The 18,442-nt window shown below is 61.2% G+C and carries 14 protein-coding genes; 9 read left to right on the forward strand and 5 right to left on the reverse strand.

Annotated elements, in window-relative coordinates; all coding sequences use genetic code 11:
- Window positions 1–125 precede the first annotated feature (125 nt).
- The 9 genes from Y882_RS12090 (at window position 126) to Y882_RS12130 (ending at window position 11,802) form a co-directional block, all read left to right on the forward strand.
- Complete coding sequence (locus tag Y882_RS12090) at window positions 126–1,562, forward strand: undecaprenyl-phosphate glucose phosphotransferase (protein WP_046972177.1); 1,437 nt, start codon at window positions 126–128, stop codon at window positions 1,560–1,562.
- A 318-nt stretch (window positions 1,563–1,880) separates the two neighbouring features.
- Window positions 1,881–3,332 (forward strand): flippase, encoded by a 1,452-nt coding sequence (locus Y882_RS12095; protein ID WP_052949959.1) that lies wholly within the window; start codon window positions 1,881–1,883, stop codon window positions 3,330–3,332.
- Window positions 3,325–4,353, forward strand: coding sequence for a glycosyltransferase (locus tag Y882_RS12100; protein ID WP_046972178.1), 1,029 nt, complete (start codon window positions 3,325–3,327; stop codon window positions 4,351–4,353). The genes Y882_RS12095 and Y882_RS12100 overlap by 8 nt, the downstream gene beginning before the upstream one ends.
- 238 nt (window positions 4,354–4,591) lie before the next feature.
- On the forward strand, window positions 4,592–5,806 hold the full coding sequence (locus Y882_RS12105; RefSeq protein ID WP_046972179.1) for a glycosyltransferase family 4 protein: 1,215 nt from the start codon (window positions 4,592–4,594) through the stop codon (window positions 5,804–5,806).
- A 52-nt stretch (window positions 5,807–5,858) separates the two neighbouring features.
- Window positions 5,859–7,232, forward strand: coding sequence for a hypothetical protein (locus Y882_RS12110; protein ID WP_162207418.1), 1,374 nt, complete (start codon window positions 5,859–5,861; stop codon window positions 7,230–7,232).
- Window positions 7,229–8,803: a hypothetical protein gene (locus Y882_RS12115; RefSeq protein WP_162207419.1), complete on the forward strand. Its 1,575-nt coding sequence runs from the start codon at window positions 7,229–7,231 to the stop codon at window positions 8,801–8,803. The genes Y882_RS12110 and Y882_RS12115 overlap by 4 nt, the downstream gene beginning before the upstream one ends.
- Window positions 8,800–9,813: a glycosyltransferase family 4 protein gene (locus Y882_RS12120; RefSeq protein ID WP_046972182.1), complete on the forward strand. Its 1,014-nt coding sequence runs from the start codon at window positions 8,800–8,802 to the stop codon at window positions 9,811–9,813. Before Y882_RS12115 ends, Y882_RS12120 begins: the two co-directional genes overlap by 4 nt.
- A 24-nt stretch (window positions 9,814–9,837) precedes the next feature.
- On the forward strand, window positions 9,838–10,770 hold the full coding sequence (locus Y882_RS12125; RefSeq protein ID WP_046972183.1) for a glycosyltransferase: 933 nt from the start codon (window positions 9,838–9,840) through the stop codon (window positions 10,768–10,770).
- A 9-nt stretch (window positions 10,771–10,779) separates the two neighbouring features.
- Window positions 10,780–11,802 carry an NAD-dependent epimerase/dehydratase family protein gene (locus tag Y882_RS12130; RefSeq protein ID WP_046972184.1) on the forward strand — a complete coding sequence of 341 codons (1,023 nt, stop codon included), beginning with the start codon at window positions 10,780–10,782 and terminating at the stop codon, window positions 11,800–11,802.
- Between the two features lie 53 nt (window positions 11,803–11,855).
- Here Y882_RS12130 and Y882_RS12135 read toward each other — a convergent pair whose 3' ends face one another.
- The 5 genes from Y882_RS12135 to Y882_RS12155 all read right to left on the reverse strand — a co-directional run bounded on the left by Y882_RS12135 (window position 11,856) and on the right by Y882_RS12155 (window position 18,280).
- On the reverse strand, window positions 11,856–13,673 hold the full coding sequence (locus Y882_RS12135; protein ID WP_046972185.1) for an SLC13 family permease: 1,818 nt from the start codon (window positions 13,671–13,673) through the stop codon (window positions 11,856–11,858).
- 394 nt (window positions 13,674–14,067) lie between these two features.
- Complete coding sequence (gene trmB, locus Y882_RS12140) at window positions 14,068–14,793, reverse strand: tRNA (guanosine(46)-N7)-methyltransferase TrmB (protein WP_046972186.1); 726 nt, start codon at window positions 14,791–14,793, stop codon at window positions 14,068–14,070.
- Between the two features lie 2 nt (window positions 14,794–14,795).
- Window positions 14,796–15,596 carry a thiazole synthase gene (locus Y882_RS12145; RefSeq protein WP_046972187.1) on the reverse strand — a complete coding sequence of 267 codons (801 nt, stop codon included), beginning with the start codon at window positions 15,594–15,596 and terminating at the stop codon, window positions 14,796–14,798.
- A gap of 60 nt (window positions 15,597–15,656) precedes the next feature.
- Complete coding sequence (gene thiS, locus Y882_RS12150) at window positions 15,657–15,857, reverse strand: sulfur carrier protein ThiS (RefSeq protein WP_046972188.1); 201 nt, start codon at window positions 15,855–15,857, stop codon at window positions 15,657–15,659.
- 92 nt (window positions 15,858–15,949) lie between these two features.
- Window positions 15,950–18,280, reverse strand: a complete 2,331-nt coding sequence (locus Y882_RS12155; RefSeq protein WP_046972189.1) for a FecR family protein — start codon at window positions 18,278–18,280, stop codon at window positions 15,950–15,952.
- Window positions 18,281–18,442 lie beyond the last annotated feature (162 nt).

Here is an 18,442-nt window from a genome sequence, read left to right on the forward strand (position 1 = left end):
AATGAAAGCAAGTGGCGCAGCCCGGTGGAAGGGCAGTCTTGCGCATGTGATCCGCAGCAGTGCCTGAGGTGGCGTTGCCGCGCAATTACAACGGTCGCAGACGGCTACATGGATGGAGTGCGGTGATGTTGACGATTCCAGGTCTTCCGCAGCTGAAACGGGCGGAATCCCATTTCTTTTCGAAGTACGCGGCTCTTCTGGACATTGCGCTTCGAGTGAGCGATGTATTCGTGATCACTCTGGTGGCGTTGGCAGTTTATCGCCTGGAGTTCGGAAATCTTGAGATGGGCATCCACTACACCTCCGGCTTGATGCGGACGGTGTTGGTCGCGCTGGTCGTCTTTCCTGCTGCGGGCTTGTATCGCAGCTGGCGCGGCGAGAACCTGCTGCAGGAAATCGTCCGCCTATGGGCTGCATGGTCCGGCGTCATGGTCATTCTGCTGGCCATGGCGTGGGCGCTCAAAACCACCGATGCCTATTCGCGCATCGCGGCCGGCGCGTGGTTCATCGCGACCGGTGCTGTGCTGACGCTAGATCGCATGTTGCTGCGCTGGACGCTCGGCCATATCCGCATGCGTGGCGTTGACTCGCGTCGCGTTCTGCTGATTGGCAGCACGCAGGCGGGGCAGCGCATCGTTGCTGCTGCGCGCAGCAGTGCGTGGATGGGTCTGGACGTGCTTGGCTACATCAGCACGCCGTACGATCAGGTGGATATTGCCGGCGTTGCCGAGCTTGGCGATTTGTCTGAGCTTGCCGCGAAGATCACCGAGTACACGCCGGACCAGATATGGATCGCGCTCCCCATGCGGGCGGAAGAGACGATACAAAACGTTCTCCAGCTGACGCTGGATACGCCGACGACCGTGCGCCTCGTGCCCGACTTCTTTGGATACGAACTCATCAATCATCACACGGTGTCCATGGCGGGCGTACCTGTCATCACGCTGCGTTCGAGCCGGGTGGAAGGCCATGCGGGTATCTTGAAGGCGATTGAAGATCGTTCCATCGCCTTCCTTCTGTTGGTGTTGCTTGGCCCTCTGATGTTCTTGCTCGCACTGGGAGTGAGAGTAAGTTCATCCGGTCCTGTCTTCTTCAAGCAGAGGCGTCACGGCTTGGGAGGCAGGGAATTCGAGGTACTGAAGTTCCGCTCAATGTGGATGCACTCGGAAGACCAAGGCGCAGTGACTCAGGCTAAACGGAACGATGCGCGCGTAACGCGCTTCGGTCGCTTCCTGCGTTCCAGCAGCCTCGATGAACTTCCGCAACTGATCAACGTGCTGCGCGGCGATATGTCCATCGTCGGTCCGCGACCGCACGCGGTAGAGCACAACCATCACTTCAGCGAAAAGCTTCGCGGCTACATGCAGCGGCATGGAATGAAGCCGGGGATTACCGGGCTTGCGCAGATCAAAGGCTTCCGCGGTGAAACGGATACGTTGGACAAAATGGCCAGTCGCGTCGAGTGCGATATCTCGTACATCAAGCATTGGTCTCTGTGGCTGGATCTCAAGATCATCCTGACCACGCCCTACGTACTTTTGAAACGCAACAACGCCTTCTGAACGTTGCATCGATGGGCACGGTGCGTTCTGCAGCGCTACCTCCGGGCGTGCTTGGCTCTACCTAGGGTCCCACGCCTCGACTCATTGTTCGTTTGTCCCACCAGCAGCCAAGTGCATTCGCAATCGTGAAATCAGTAGTAGTCAGTTCAAGCCGGAAAGGTAGCGCGCGATGCCAGTCGAAGCGGTTGGCTACGCGTACTCTGGCATCGAAAACTGGCGACGCAAACTTGCCTGCATGTGTCGTTGGTGGAACTCCTGTCCCGATCAAGATCCGACGCATCGAGTGCAAGGTCCCCGGATCTGCCGCGTGCCGCTCTGATGTCTAAGCAGCGCTCATTCACTCATAACGTCGCCTGGAATCTGATCGGGGCGGGCGTTCCGCTGGCCTTTGCCTTTCTTGCCATCCCTACACTCCTGTCGGGCTACGGCAATGCGCGCTTCGGATTCCTCACAATTGTCTGGTCGCTGATCGGCTACTTCAGCATCTTCGACTTTGGCATCGGTCGTGCGCTTACGAAGCTTGTTTCGGATCGCCTGGGCACCAGCAGCACTCACGATATTCCGGACGTCACCGCCACTGGACTGCGCGTGATGATGATACTTGGCGTGTTTGCAGCCGCCATGATTCTGGTGATCGCGCCGTGGCTGGTGGGACTACTCAAGATCGATGCGTCGCTGCTGGACGAAGCAATCACCAGCCTGCGCGTTCTCGCCCTAAGCATCCCGTTTGTCATTTTGTCGGCGGGACTCATTGGCATTCTGGAAGCGCACGGGCAATTCAGATCAATCAACGTGATCCGCCTGGCCATGGGTCTGCTGAATTTTGCCGCGCCGCTGTTGATGTTGCATTGGTCGAATCACTTGGTACCAGCCACCATCTCGCTGGCTATCTCGCGTGTGATAACGACCGTCCTGTACTTTTCGCGAGTAAGGCGGCTCGACTCCGTTGGCGCCTCCCACGGCCGTTTCAAGAAGCATCACATCAGGGAGCTGCTTGGCTTTGGTGGCTGGATCACCCTGAGCAACCTCATCAGTCCATTGATGGCGCAAATGGACAAGCTCGTGATCGGTGCGGTCGTCGCTCTTGCCCTACTGCCCTTCTACTCCGTTCCCGCGGACCTGGTGAACCGCTTCAGTTTTGCGCCCATCTCGATGGTCGGAGTCTTCTTTCCAGCTTTCGCCTCAACCTGGTCATCTGGCAAGCGAGAGGCGATTCCTGAAATGTACGCGGGTGCGAGCAAGGCCATGTGTGCCGCGCTGTTTCCTGCTGCGCTGTGCCTGTATGCCTTCGCTCCCGAAGGTCTGACCCTATGGATGGGGCAGAACTTCTCGTCACAATCAACGCCTTTGCTGCGCTGGCTCGCCCTCGGGCTGCTCGTCAATAGCATCGCCCGCGTCCCCCACGCACTTCTCCAGGCTACTGGCAGGCCTTCGACAACCGCGAAGCTGCATTTGATGGAGTTGCCGATTTATGCACTCGGACTTTGGCTACTGCTCTCGCACTACGGGATCCTGGGCGCGGCGATAGCCTGGGCAGGGCGAATGGCTCTTGATTTCTTGCTGCTCGTGCTCTGCGCCAATTCGATCATTCCTGGACTTGAGCGTCGATCGGTGCTCGTTGTGGGTGCGGTTGCCGGGGGCGTGTGCATCATCCTTGGCGTCGGTGCGGTGGGGGCAATGCTGCCGAGGGCGATCGCGTGCGTCGTCATTTCAGCAGCGAGCCTTTTCTATGCGTTGCACACCCTCAGCCGGATCCGCCGCCATGATTGACGCCGCCAGCCTTCCATTGAAATCGGCGTCCACAACGCTCGTGACGGTCACTTATGCGGATCGCATGCACTTCCTTCAGGAGCTGCTCCATCGCGCTTTTGAAACAGAGGGTTTGGCCAACGCCTTGATCGTCAGCAACGCATCGCGCTCGGACCTCTCTAAGTTGGAGGAGAAGTGGGGCTCGCGCATCCGTATCGTTCGGCTGGCCGAGAACACTGGTTCGGCCAACGGCTACGCCGAAGGGATCCGGGCGGCCCTGGAGGCTGGTGCAGGCTATCTGTGGCTGATGGATGACGACAACGCTCCCAAGCCCGGGGCGCTCGGTGTGCTGCACAGAAAGCTGGACGAACTCGCCGCACAGTTTGGTCGCGATCGCGCTGCCGTGCTGGGCTTCCGTCCGGATCATCAGGCAGACATCGCTGCAGGTGTGGTTGCGTCAAAGGCGGTTCCGCCACGCTCCAGTTTCATTGGTTTTCACTATCGCCAGATTCCGTTCAAGATTTGGCGACGATTGATCCGCGGGCGCCTTGGGTCTAGTGGGCCAGTCGAGACCGTAAGGTTGCCCTATGCACCTTACGGAGGATTACTCGCGTCACGTGACCTGTTTGAACGCATCGGCCTGCCCAAGCGGGAGCTGGTGCTCTACGCGGACGATACCGAGTACACCTACCGAATAACTGCTAGCGGTGGGGCCATCGAGGTAATGACCGGTGCAGAACTCGATGACATGGAAGGCTCGTGGAACTTGAAGAGCCGGCATCCGAATGCCTTCATCGGCTGGCTCAAGGGTGAATCAGACCTTCGGGCGTTTTACGGGCTGCGCAACCAAGTTTGGTTCGATCGAAACAGATGGGTCACTTCAACGCTTGAGTATCGGATTAACCAGCTCATCTTTATTGGTCTGCTGAAGTTCTACGCCAAGCGCACGGGTAGTCCGGCCCGCCTACGTCTGTTGATGCGCGCTATTAGGGATGGCCAGGCATCGTCGCTCGGTATTGAGCCTGAGCTTCCGTTGTCATGAGTCCGGTACTCGCGGGTTTCAACTACATGCGTTCGATTGGTCCGTGCCATGTCCTGTTGGCTCGGAACTCAAATGTCTGGAGCGGCCCGCCGGATTCGACGCCGCGTGGGCAGGCGCTTCCATTAGGTCTCCGTCGACAGCATGCCGAACTCAGTGATCAAGCCAGATTTCTGAGTGAGTTAGTGGCGCCGACGTCCTTCTCAAAGAAGAGATCATTTTCAGACGGCAACTCCAGAACATGAAGATTCTATTTGTGCACGCGCTCGCTGACCCTCATGCGGGAGGCGGAGCTGAAGTAACTCTGTGGACCTTGATGCGCGCCATGACGCGCCTCGGGCATGAGTGCGTGCTTTTGGCGGCGTCAGACCGGGAAGGGTTGAGGAGAGAGGTCGTCGACGGTGTAACCGTGTACAGCGCGAAGCTCCGAAATGTCTATCTTCCCCAGCACAATAAGCAGCGCCCGGCGCTGCAAAAGGCCTTGTGGCATGCACTCGATTCCGCCAACCCCTTCATGCAGGGGTTCCTGAAGGAAGTCATCGCCGCGGAACGGCCCGATGTCGCCTCGGTCCATTGCTTGAACGGCTGGTCGGTGCTCGCCATGCAGACGCTCAGGCGCGCACGACTGCCTATCGTGCAAGTCTTGCACGGGTATGAGTACATCTGTGTTCGATCAACGATGTACCACAGCGGAAAGAACTGCGGATCACAGTGTCAGTCATGTCATCTATTCCGGTTGCCTCATCGACGCTTGAGCCGGCACGCCGACGCTGTGGTTGGAGTCAGTTCCTTCACTCTTGATCGACACCTCGAACAGGGTTACTTCTGCGATGTTCCGATACGGCGTGTCATCCACAATGCCCGTGATCCACGAACCTTGGGCCTTGGTTCGGCCGCAACAGAGCGGGCGTCAGACGAGCCGCTCCGAATCGGCTACATCGGCCGTCTGGATCCAAGCAAGGGAATCGAACTCCTTCTGCAGGCGTTCGACAAGGCCGACGCCGGCAACGCTGAGCTTTGGATCGCTGGTAGCGGTCAACCCGATCACGAGCAGTTCTTGCGAAGCCAGAAGGTATCCAAGCGGGTCCGCTTTCTCGGCAGGGTGCCTCAGAGCGCGTTCTATCCCAACGTGGATATCACGGTTGTTCCATCTCTTTGGGAGGAACCCCTGGGGATGGTTGTTGCGGAAAGCATGGCCTTTGGCAAGCCAGTCCTCGGCGCGCGGCGCGGCGGTATTGCCGAGATGATCGTGGATGGCGAAAACGGCCTCCTCTTTGATTCTGAGAGCGTGGGCGAGCTTGTCCGAGCAATCGAAACAGTTGCACACGACTCCGCATTGCGACTGAGCATGGGCGTAAAAGCTCGTGAAAGTGGGCGAGCATTTGTTGATCCTGAGGCGTGGGCAACTAAATACTTGGAGCTATATGCAGAGATTTCCGGGGCGATCAACGCATGACTCTTGCGAAGGTTCGGATCGACAGCTCGCGTACGCTTGGGGGCGATAAAAGATGACCTTGCCAAGTTCATCTGTGTATCCAAGAGAGCGAACGTCGCAGCCAGGACGTGACGTTGATGTTAGCCATCAAGCGGCCTTGCGGCAGGGTGATGCTTTCATCCTCTCAACGATTTTCATATTCCTGATATTTGAAGTGCTCCAGGGGCCCCTGCGCTACTACCTGTCGATGATGGGCGGCGTAGTCCTGGCCTATGCCCCCAAAGGCCTTATGGCCCTAGCCTTCTTCTTTCTTCTTATCCGGACCCTGTGGACGTTTCGGCTAGACAAGACCGTGATGGGGACGCTTGCCGGGTTTGCAGTGTTCGCGGCCGTGGGGGTCTATTTCACGCACGGCATCGGCCAGCCCGTGATGGGACTTTTCGCGTTGATACCCGTGCTGTTTGGCGTCATCGCCGAACCCGCATTTTCGCGCCTCGGTGAGCGCTGCCTTCCCTATGCACTTGTGCTCTGGTTGTGTGTGGCGGTGGGCGTAGGCATCAACTTTTTCCATTCGATGCCCTGGACCGGCTTTACCTACCAGTTGGGTGATGCCGAGGTCGAAGTGTCTCGCGACTGGAGCTACTTCGGCGTCGAGCGCATCGCAGGCTTCGCGCGAGCTTCTTTCGAGGCGGCCATGCAGTTGCTTTTCCTTGGTCTGGTTTGTTCGATCTTGGTGCGCAGCAAAGTCATCGCATTCATCGTTTGGATCTCGACAGGAATACTCATCGCTGTAACGACGACGAAGACGACACTTGGACTGTATTTCTTCTTGGCCATCCTGCTGCCGTTGATGGCCCCTCGCGCCGCTCCGAGCATATTCAAGCGCGTGATCGGGCCGATGGTGCCTTGGACCATGGCACTGATAGGTGTCCTGCTCCCGGCAAGTACCTTGGTTTCGAAGGTCGGCGCGGGTTTCGCCAACCAGGACTCCGGCACTCTTCTCGTTTCGTTCGGGATGCGGCTGGCGCAGATGTGGCCGGATACGTTCACTTTGATTTTCAAGCACGGCAGCGCCCTCCTTGGGCGCGGGCTCGGGGGAATTGGTTCGGCGCAGAAGATCTTCGAGCCTGACCTCTATTCGCCCGCCGACAATCTCTACTTGTATCTCTACGCCGTGTTCGGGGTTTTCGCGCTGGTGGTCATTTGGGTGTTCACCCGTGCGGTGAGTCGCCTGAAGTTCACTGGAGATCGCATGAGCACGCTCTTTTGGTTTCTCGGCGTATCCATTTTGATGGAGGGCTGGACGGTCAGTTGCATCGAGGGTGGAACCACGGCGCTGGCAACAGGCCTAACGGTCGCTTTCTGCATACGCTTGGGCAAAAGCAGGTTTGTTCGTCGATCGATGGGTACATCGCGGCACAAGCTCGTAGGCGCGCCGCAGGCATGAACGCAAAGCGACGGACAACTCAAGGCTTGCTCGTGCTGCTGCTGGCGATAGCGTCATGTGCGTGCACCGTTTCTGGAGGCGAGGCGCCATCTCTGGTGCCTGTCGACGTCGCACAGTTCATCGTGCCTGCCGGATCTTCAGTCACCCTGGGATTTCAGGCAGATGCCGCTGCCTGTCAGGCGAGCATCGCCTATGTAGTCCAAGACTATGTCGGCGCAGAAGAGAGCTCAGGTAGCGCCAAATGTAGAGCCGACAACACGGTCGAGCTGTTGGTAAAGCTCCCTCGTGGATATCACGAAATCCGTTTTACGGCGCTCAATGCGGCTTTTGGCGTCATTGCGTTGCATCAATTGAACGAGCGTGTTTCTGCCTTCTTTGGCATTGACACCGCCTTCTCATACTTGGAGTTGTCTGCCGACAAGAGGGCGCAATTTGTCGGGCAGTTGTCGCGCTTAGGCATCATGTCGGTGCGCGACCGCATCAGTTGGAATGAATTGCAGCCCGACCAGCAGTCTTGGAATGGCGCGGGACATCATCAGTTTGATGACCTGCGCCAGCTCTACAGCCAGCATGGAATCAAGGTTCTCGACGTCTTGCAGGGACTTCCAGGGGATTCGGCGGACTACTTCCCGTCCTCCAAAGCGTCTGTGTCGATGATTTCCGAGATGGCTGGGCGTTGGGGGAAGGTTTGGAACGGAGTCGAGATTGCAAACGAACCCGATCACAATCGCGTCTACGACAAGCTATCGCCGGCCGAGCAGAGTCAGTATCAGAGGCAGTACGCGAGCTACGCGTCGCTCGCCTCGAAAGAGATCAAGGATGTCGTGCCAGCCGCTCGCGTTGTTGGCGGAGCCTTCGCGTTCGCCTTGTCGGGAGACAAGTTGGACTCTTCGAAGTTTGCTGATGGCATTGCGGCCGCCGGTCTTACTCAGTCGGTGGACGCCATAAGCTTCCACACCTACGTCGAGCCGAAGACGCTGCGTAGAGATATTGGGACATATAGAGATTGGCTTCTGCGCTCGGGAGTGCCGGACATGCCACTTTGGATTACGGAGGCCGGATGGCCTTGGAAACGAGGACCGGGGCGTCCTCCGCTCGATCAAGACCAGGCGTCCGCCCTGCAGATGGCCGGTAAAGCGGTGGTCGCCTATGCCATGGGCATTGAGCGCTACTACCCGTTCGTCTATCCGTACTACGAAGAGAAAGAAAAGAATTTTGGGATGACCGGCAAGGAACGGACACCGCTACGCAGTTTGGCAGCCTACGCACAGGCGGCCAAGGCGCTTTCGGGTTCGTCTGCCATATCGTCTTTGGGCAATCTATCGGAAGACGGCGTCGGCGCCCTATTCAAGACGCCGAATGGCGCAGTGCTGGTGATACACCAGAAGGAATCCAGCGGCAGCCGGCCTTGGCTCAGCGTTCCCTTTCCCGTTGCGAAATGTGAGGGCATCGACGGAAGGGATCTGAAGATGGTCGATGGTCGTGTGCCACTTACTGACGGTTTGGTCTATGTCTGGATCTCCGATGCGGACATAGCTAAGGCGAAAGACATGCTAGAGAGAGTCAGGTGAATAGTCTTATTGTTGCAGCCGACATTCGGTGGCCCAAGGGGACTGGCATCGGTGTGTGTGCGTCCGAGTATCTGGCGCGCATGCCGGTCGATATGGCTGCCCGCGCATTGCCGCTCACCAGCGGCATCGGCCACCCTGCATCTCCCTTCGAGTTGGCGGCAAGGCTTGCGCTGCACCGAACCAAGCACCAGGTGTTCTGGAATCCCGGTTTTGTTCCCCCCGCCTGGTCGAGCGCTCCAAGTGTGGTGACGGTTCACGACCTTACCCACCTGCATTTCTACTCATCGCTGCACGTGCGTTATTACAACAGCGTGTTCAGGCCGATGTATCGGCGCTGCTCGGCGATCATCTGCGTTTCGGAATACACGCGCCGCGAATTCATCGATTGGTCGGGCATGGATCCGGACCAGGTGCACGTCGTGCACAACGGTGTTTCGTCGCGATTCAATGCCCAAGTTGAGCCGTATCGTCCGGGTTATCCGTACATCCTCTATCCGGGCAACATGCGCAGTTATAAGAACGTAGAGATGCTTCTACGTGCCTTTTCACAGTCTTCATTGCGTACGCTCGGATTGAAGGTCGTACTTACGGGGACAGGGACGCCGGAGTTGAACGCTACGATCGCCACCCTGGGGATTGCCAAAGACGTGGTGTTCATGGGCTTTGTTCCCGACGAGCATCTGCCCGGGTTGTATCGCGGCGCGTCGTTCACGGCATTCATTTCACTGTACGAAGGTTTTGGCCTGCCGATCGTGGAGTCCATGGCCGTCGGTACGCCCGTATTGACCTCCAACGTTTCGTCCATGCCGGAAATTGCAGGCGATGCAGCTTTGGTTGTGCCACCTCGTGACCTTGGCGAAGTCGTCGCCGCCATGGACAGACTCGTTTCCGATTCCGGGCTGCGCGCCGATTTGACTGTCAAAGGTCTTGAACGTGCCGCAGCGTTCTCATGGGACAAGGCTGCCGCGCATACCTGGAAGATCGTTCGTTCCTCGGCGCGTGGGCATTGAGCAGTCGAGCCTGGATAGACAGCGATGATTGAAGATACGCATCCCGCCAGCGTCGTGCTGATGGCCACTTACAACGGTGGCGCTCATGTGGCCGAGCAGGTCAATTCCGTGCTGTCCCAGCAGTGTGCCCAGTTGACGCTGATTGTTGGCGACGACAATTCGGCGGACCACACGCTTGAAGTGCTTCGGCACCTCGATGGAAAGGATCGCTTGCGGGTCGTTCAATACCGGGAACCTTCGGGAGGAGCGGGCCAGAGCTTCCTTCGGCTGATGCGAGACGCCGAACTGGCTGATGCTGATTTCGTTGCCTTCTGCGATCAAGACGATGTCTGGGCCGGGGATAAAATCTCGCGTGCCGCTGCCATGCTCGATAGCCAATGCGCCGATGGGTATTCCTCAGCCGTCACCGCATTCTGGCCCGATGGTCGCGAACAGGTGCTAAGTCAGAACTCGAACCAGACTGACCTGGACTTCTTGTTCGAAGGGGCAGGCCAGGGCTGCACCTTTGTCTTGCGCGGTGAATTTGCCAGGCAGGTCCAGAGGTACGTGCGCGAACACCAAGAGCTTCTCGGTGCGATCCATTACCACGACTGGTTGGTTTACGCGGTATCGCGTGCGCTGGGGAAGCGCTGGGCGTTCGATCCTGAGCCTTCGATGCGCTATCGCCAGCACGATGGCAATGATACGGGCGCGCGAGGCGCATTCGCCGGTGTGAGAAAGCGCATTGGTCTGATCAGTGACGGTTGGTATGCGAATCAGGTACGGCAAGTGATCGCAGCAATTTCCGTGTTGGATACCACGGGCGCATTGATTCCTTCGGATTTTCTGTCGATCTGGAAACGCCAGCGCGATCTCAAGCGCCGCGTACATTTGGCCCGTGTTCTTTTCATGCGAGGGCGCCGTCGCTCCTCTGATCGTGCGGTGCTTGCCGTTGCGGCCCTGCTGGGCTGGCTTTGAGGGATTGATATGACTTGTGCAGTAATCTTCGGCGGCTCCGGATTCATTGGCTGCTACTTTGCCGACTATCTTTTGAAGAGCCAGCTGTTTGACAAGGTGTACCTATACGATCTGGTGTCGTACGAGGACAAGCCTTTCCCCTACCGCAGCGAGCTCTTGTCCAAGCACGCTCAGAAACTCGAATTCGTCTGCGGTGATGTTCGCCAGAACATTGCATGGAAGCCCGTTGAGCCGGTTGGATTCGTAGCCAATTTCGCCGCCGTCCATCGCGAGCCGGGGCACGAGGACCGGGAGTACTTCGAAACCAACTTGTACGGCGCCGAAAACGTGACGGCGTGGGCAAGCGAGGTCGACTGCCCCAATATCGCCTTTACTTCGTCCATTTCGCCTTATGGCATCAGCGAGGACGTCAAGGACGAAACGACGCTGCCGGTGCCAGTGACGGCCTACGGCTCGTCCAAGCTGGCTGCGGAAAAGATCCACCTGGCATGGCAGGCCTCGGACAGTGCGCGGCGCAAACTGGTGATCGCTCGGCCTGGCGTGGTGTTCGGGCCTGGTGAAGGTGGCAATGTCACTCGATTGGTAAAAGCGGTGCGCCGCGGTTATTTCTTTTACATGGCGAACCGCAAGACTCGCAAAGCCGGCATTTACGTGAAAGAGCTTTGCAATGCGATCTGGTGGGTTCACCAGTTGCAGTCAAGGCCGGGTAACGGCGTGCTGCTGTTCAACGGGTCGATGAACCCCGGGCCGTCGATTTCCGAGTATGTCGAAGCAGTAGGCAAAGTGGCAGGCATTAAGCGGCTTGTTGCCAACGTGCCTTATTCCCTGCTTCTTTGTGCCGCCTATGGCATCGATCTGGTTGCCCGACCCCTTCGGGTCAGTCACCCCTTCAGTCCCGTGCGCATCCGCAAGCTGGTGCGCTCAAACAACATCCTTCCCAAGTTCCTCGTCGACAACAGCTACCCATACCTCTACTCGTTGGAAACGGCGATGCGCGACTGGAAGCAGGACTGCCCCGGAGAGTGGAATTAACTTGGCTGCGGTATCTGCCAACGTCGCATCAAACCAGCGACGACTGATTGGGCTCAGTGATACATCAAATTAATCGTCACCAAGGTCAACACCAACACGATCGCCGTGAGCGGCAGGCCGACGCGCAGGAAGTCCTTGCCGCGGTAGCCGCCGGGGCCGGCGATCATCATCAGGGCGGGGTGGCCTGAGCTCAGCAGGAAGGTGTTGGAGGAGGAGACGGCGACAATGAGCGCGTAGGCGGATGGATTGTTGCCGGTGGCGACCGCGACGCTGATGGCGATGGGGACCATCATCACGGTGGCGCCGACGTTGGACATCACCTGCGAGAACAGCAGGGTGAGGATGGCCAGCGACAGCTGCAGGATCCAGTGGTTGGTGTGGCCCAGGTGTTGCAGTACTTCCTGTGCGAGCCATGCGGCGGCGCCGGTGGCGTCCATCGACCAGCCCAGCGGAATCAGGCAGGCGGTGACGAAGATGGTCTTCCAGTTGATGGCCTTGTACGCCTCGTCCATGTTGAGCACGCCGGTGAGCAGCATGCCGATGGCGCCGGTCATCATGGCGACGGAAAGGTCGAGGTGCGTGAACAGCGCAAGGCATTTGGCGAGCAGGAAGAAGCCGACCGCTTGCCAGATCTTGCCGGGGCGTTGTTCTTCTTTTGGAATGTCGGTGACGATCACCAGGTCGCGGTCTTCGCTCGCCAGCACCAGATCGCGCCAGCTCGAATGCAGCACCAGCGTGTCGCCTGCGCGCAGGCTCACCGAGCGTACGTCGTCGCGATACACCTGGTCGCCGCGATTCACCGCCAGCACCGAGATGCCGTAGCGCTTGCGCAGTCGCAGATCGCCGACGGTCTGCTTGAGGAAGCGCGAGCTCGGCGGAATCACGGCTTCGGAAATGCCGGCGCGCGACGGGTTGAACAGCTCGCCCAGTTGGCGCATGCGCGGCGAGAGTTTGCACAGCTGGTTGTTGGCGAACTGGTTGAGCTGGTCGCGCGGGCCGAGTACGCCGAGTACCGAGCCCACCCAGATCACGTGATCTGCCGGCGGCGCCATGCGCGCATCGTTGCCGCTCTTGATCGCCAGGATCAGCGGCGCGCCGTACAGCTGCTCGACTTCGCCGATGCTCATGCCCACCAGCGGGCTTTCGGCGGTGACGGTGAGCTCCGCGGTTTCACCGACGATGCCGTAGGTGTCGGCAAAGTAGCTCTCGGTACGGCCCGGGGTCACCTTGAGGCGTTCGTCTTCGCGTTCGGGCAGCAGCTTCTTGCCGAAGAAATAGAAGAACGCGACACCGGTGAGGGCCAGCACCAGGCCGACCGGCGTAACGCTGAAAAGGCCGAACTTGGGAATCGTATGCGCGCCGGCCGGCAGGTTGGCGTTGGAGCTGGCGACCAGGTCGTTCAGCACGATCAGCGGCGAGTTGGCGATCAGCGTGGTGTTGGTGGCGGTGAGTATGCAGAACGCCATCGGCAGCAGCAGTCGCGAGATCGGCACGCCGGTGCGCGCGGCGAGGCGGCTGGTGACGGGGATCATCAAGGCCGCCAGCGCCTGGCTGGGAATCACGGCGCTGAACAGGCTGGTGACCAGGTTGATCACCACGCCCAGGCGCGATTCCACGCCACGCGCCATGCGCATCACGAAGCTGGCGGTGAGGGTGAGCACGCCGGCGCGGTCCAGGCCCGCGCCCATGATCATGATCGCGATGATCGCGATCACGGCGTTACCGGCGAAGCCGTTGAATACGCGGTCGGAAGGAATGAGCCCGGTGAGGCCGATCACCACCACCACCAGCAGGGCCACCATGTCGGCGCGGATCCACTCCAGCACCAACATCAGCATGGTGAAGCCCACCAGCCCCAGCACCAGGATCATTTCAGGGGTGAGGGCGAGTCCCACTAGGGTGCGCCCCCGAATTGGGCGTCCTGATGACGGCTGGATGTGGGCAGTGGGAGCTTCACGCTACGACGACTCGTCCCTGTTTGAGACGTGAGTATAAGCGCGTGGTGCGGCGGGCTGGTGAACCGCGTATGCAATGCGCGCTTGAAGTACCGGTTGTCGTGCGACTCGAAGCGATGATGTGCGCAGCAGATTCCCTCTCCCCGCCGGGGAGAAGGTTAGGGTGAGGGGTGGGTGCTCGCGGCGGTGTGGCTAGGGCGAGCGTTTCGTATGCGTGCTGACAAAGCTCGCGATAAGTCGCGGTGAGGCGGCGTGGCCCCTCACCCCAGCCCTCTCCCCGCAGGGGAGAGGGAGCAGGGCGCGCTTCGATTCAGCGCTTGCGATACAGCAAATCCCACACTCCATGACCAAGCTTCAACCCCCGGCGCTCAAAGTGCGTCTCGATGCGCCATGCCGGCTTCTCGGCGTATTGGCCGGGGCTGAGGTCGTTGCGCCAGTCGGGGGCGGCTTCCATCACCTCGAGCATGTGCTCGGCGTAGGGTTGCCAGTCGGTGGCCAGGTGCAGCAGGCCGTTGGGGGCCATGCGGGAGGCGAGCAGGGCGACGAAATCGGGCTGGATGATGCGGCGCTTGTTGTGGCGTTTCTTGTGCCACGGGTCCGGGAACCAGATGCGCGCTTCGGTGAGGGTGCCGGGCGGTATTTCGTTTTCCAGCACTTCCACCGCATCGTGCTTGTACAGGCGCACGTTGCCGGCGTCGCGTGCGGCCAGTGCATTCATCAGGCGGCCGACGCCGGGGCCGTGCACTTCCACGCCGAGGAAGTCGCGGGCCAGATCGTGCTCGCTGGCCCAGGCCAGCGCCTCGCCGTTGCCGAAACCGATCTCCAGCACCAGCGGCGCGGTACGGCCGAAGCGCGCTGCATAGTCCTGCGGCTTGCCGCTGTAATCGATGCCGAAGCGGGCCCAGTGGTCGTCGAATGCGCGCTGCTGCGCCGGCGTCATGCGGCCTTCGCGCAGCACGAAGCTGCGGATGCGGCGCATGAAGGGCGGGTGTTCGGCGCCGTCGTGCTCGCCGTCGTGGTCGTGCAGGTCGCTCATGGTCAGCCGATGGTGCCGTCGATCGGGCTGGAGGCCGAGGCGAAGCGCTTGCGCGGGATGCGGCCGGCCTTGAAGGCCGCGCGTCCGGCCTGGATCGCCAGCTTCATCGCATGGGCCATCAGCACCGGATCCTTGGCGCCGGCGATGGCGGTGTTCATCAGCACGCCGTCGCAGCCCAGCTCCATCGCGATGGCGGCGTCCGAGGCAGTGCCCACGCCAGCGTCGACGATGATCGGCACCTTGGCGTTCTCGATGATTTCCAGCAGGTTGTAGCGATTCTGGATACCCAGACCCGAGCCGATCGGCGCAGCCAGCGGCATCACCGCCACGCAGCCGATCTCCTCAAGGCGCTTGGCCAGGATGGGGTCGTCGCTGGTGTAGACCATCACGTCGAAGCCGTCGGCCACCAGCGTTTCGGCGGCCTTGAGCGTTTCCACCACGTCGGGGAACAGCGTGCGCTGGTCGCCGAGCACTTCCAGCTTCACCAGCTTGTGGCCGTCGAGCAGTTCGCGCGCGAGCTTGCAGGTGCGCACGGCGTCCACGGCGTTGTAGCAGCCGGCGGTGTTGGGCAGCAGGGTGAATTCTTCGGGCGGCAGGGCGTCCAGCAGGTTCGGCTGGCTGGCGTCCTGGCCAAGGTTCACGCGGCGGATGGCCACCGTGACGATCTCGGCGCCCGCGGCCTGGCTGGCCCGGCGCGTCTCGTCGAAATCCTTGTATTTGCCGGTGCCGGTGAGCAGCCGCGAGCCGTAGCTCTTGCCGGCAATGATCAGCGGATCGGAAGCATCGAGCGTCTTGATATTCATCGAAAGGTCTTCAGTCTGCGGCGACGCCCGGGCGTCGCATGAACGCGCATGCCTGGGCGATCAACCGCCGCCGATGGCATGGACGATTTCCACGTGGTCGCCGTCAGCCAGGCTGTGGCTGGCATGCAGGCTGCGCGGGACGATCTCTTGGTTCACTTCCACGGCGACGCGGCGCTGGCCGTAGCCGGCGTCTTCAAGCAATTGGGCGACGGTGGTGGCGGGGGCGCAGTCGCGCGGACTGCCATTGAGCGTGATGTGCATCTGCCCATTGTAGCGGCTGCCGGCCCGAATGCCGCCCCGGGCATGAAGAGGCCCGGCGGTGCCGGGCCTCTGGAGGGTTAGCCAAGGGCGTTTCAATTGTGCTGCTGGTCGTCCCGGCGGGGAGCCGCCCGGTGCTCCTCATGGTTGGACTGCGGCTGGTGCTGTTCCGGCCGTGCCTGGGGTTGCGGCTGAGGATTGGCGCGGGGCACCTCGTTGCGTTGCTGCATCTCCTGCCGCTGCTGCATCTGCTGGCGTTGCTGCATGGCGTCGCGTTGCTGCATCTGCTGCTGCATCGCCTGGCGCTGCTGGAATTCCTGCTGCTGCATCTGCTGCCGTTGCTGCTGGGGATCGGTGGGCTGCATCTGCGGTTGCATGCGCTCGCGCTGCTGCAGGACATCCTGCTGCTGGACCTGCTGGCGCTGCTCCAATTGCTGCTGTTGCGCGGCCCGTCGCTGCTGCATCTGCTGTTGCTGCTGGTCCTGGCGCTGCTGCGCGGCGTTGTCGCGCTGGAACCGCTCGGCATTGTCCTGCCGCGCCTGCTGCGGCTGGGCCGGTTCGAAGCGCGGCGGCGTAGGCAGGCTGCCCGGGGGCACCTGCTGGCTGCGCATGCGATCGGACTGCGCGTTGGGGATAAAGCTCACGCCCGGTCGCTGCTGGTTGTCATTGCCGCGCTGAATCTGGGCCTGGCCATTGGGCCGCACAAAACGCGAGGACGGCAGCTCGCCCGGACGCATGGCGCCCGGTTCGTTGTCGCCGCGCGGTTGCGGACGCGCCATCGGCCCGGCCGGGTTGCCGCGCATCGACGGGTTGGGCTGGCCCGCGGCAACCTCCTGCGGACGATTGGGTGCGCCGGCGCGCATGCCCGGTCCCTGGCCATTGAGGAGTCGCACATTGTCCCGCTCGGGAGTCATGCGTGGATTGCCGGCGACATTGGCCGGGCGACCGCCAAAGTTCGCGGCAGGCGGGGTGCGCGCCACCACTTCGCGCTGGAAGCCGCCGGCCGGCAGGGGGCGCGCGTTGTTCGCACGCGGCGGCGCAAAGCTGCCGCGTACCGGCGCGATGCCGGCGACGCCGCGCGGGGCGACCTGGGCGCCGGCGAAGCGCTGCGGATCCATCCCCACCATATGCTGCCGCGCGTTGCGTGCGGCGACGAAATCCTGGCCCGGCATGGCGCGGAATGCATGCGGCACATCGCGGTTGATGTAGCGCTCGTTGGGCGCCGCGCGTCCGTCACGGTAGTAGTTGTAGCGCTCGTTGATGTGGTTGATCACCAGGTTGCGGTTGTTGCGCACATAGATATTGGTGACGTTGACGTTGGTGTAGTAGCCGCGACTGGCTCGATACCACGGGTTGTAGACCTCGCCCGGGCCCAGCGGGAACCAGCCCACCGGGCCGCCCACGCCGATCGACACACCGCCGCCGACGAAGGCCACCAGCGCCGGCGCATAGACCGGACGCACACCCACCGGCCCCGGCACCCAGCCCCAACGATTGTGCACATGGGCCCAGCGGCCATAGTGATAGGGCGCAAAGCCCCAGGGCGCGGCATCCACCCAGGTCCAGCCCCACGGGCCGACGTACGACCAGTGACCGTCGCTGTAGGGCGACCAATCGGCGCCCACGCTCGCGGGGTACCAGACCTGGCCGTAGTCGGGATCGGCCTGCCAGTTGCCGTATTGATTGAGATCCTGGGCGCCCACGATGTCCGGCGACACATTGGGATCGGCGGGCATGGAGGCGTATTGCTGGTTGCGGCTGTCCACCCAGTTGTCGAAGTCGTCGCCACCCTGGATGTCGTTGATGGTTACCACGCCCAGCGACGAGTCGACGAACTCGTATGACCGGCCGGCAGCCACCATGCGCTGCGCGCCGCCCTCGCCATAGACCGTGGCGTGGCCGGCGAAGTCGGTGACGCGGGTGGACTTGCCGTCCTCGCTGATGTCCACGCGAAAGCTGCCCGGCTGATCGATCACCAGGGCCACGGTGGGCGTATCGATTTCGTAGCTCTGGCCATCGTCGAGCCCCTGCACCGTCACGTTCGCGGTGCCCTGGGTCAGTTCGACCTGGGTGAGCTGGTCGTTGAGGGTGAGGAAGCCGAAGTTGGAGTCGTCCGCGAGGCGCAATGTGCCGCCGTCCAATTGCAGCTCGGCGCGCCCTCCGTCGCCGGTGGAGAGGCGGTCGCCGGTGGTCAGCGGGCGGTTGAGGCTGGCATCGCCCCAATCCTTTTCGCCAGCGGGGAGCAGGCCCACGTCGCCGCTGCGATAGGACAGGCGGGCCACGCGCGAGGGCGGATCGCCGGCGCCATTGTCATCGGGTGGCGCCTGCGTCTGCGCCTGGCTAAGCCCGCTGGCGCAGATCAACAGGGCCGCTGCCATCCATCGCCAGCGTTGCGGCGAGGTCAGCAAAGCAGGAAGCACACGCATCGGGTTCTCCGGAGCTGGACGCGATGGTTATCGCGAGGTGGATTCGTCGCCCGCAAGAACGCTTGGGGAACTGCCGGCGCCGACGGCTGCATTATGCGGATGAGCCATCCATCCCTCGCAAGGACTGGCAAGGCTGCGTCAAAAAACGGTTCAGCCGGCCGC

The organism is Dyella japonica DSM 16301 (genome assembly GCF_001010355.1).
GTDB classification, from domain to species: domain Bacteria; phylum Pseudomonadota; class Gammaproteobacteria; order Xanthomonadales; family Rhodanobacteraceae; genus Dyella; species Dyella japonica.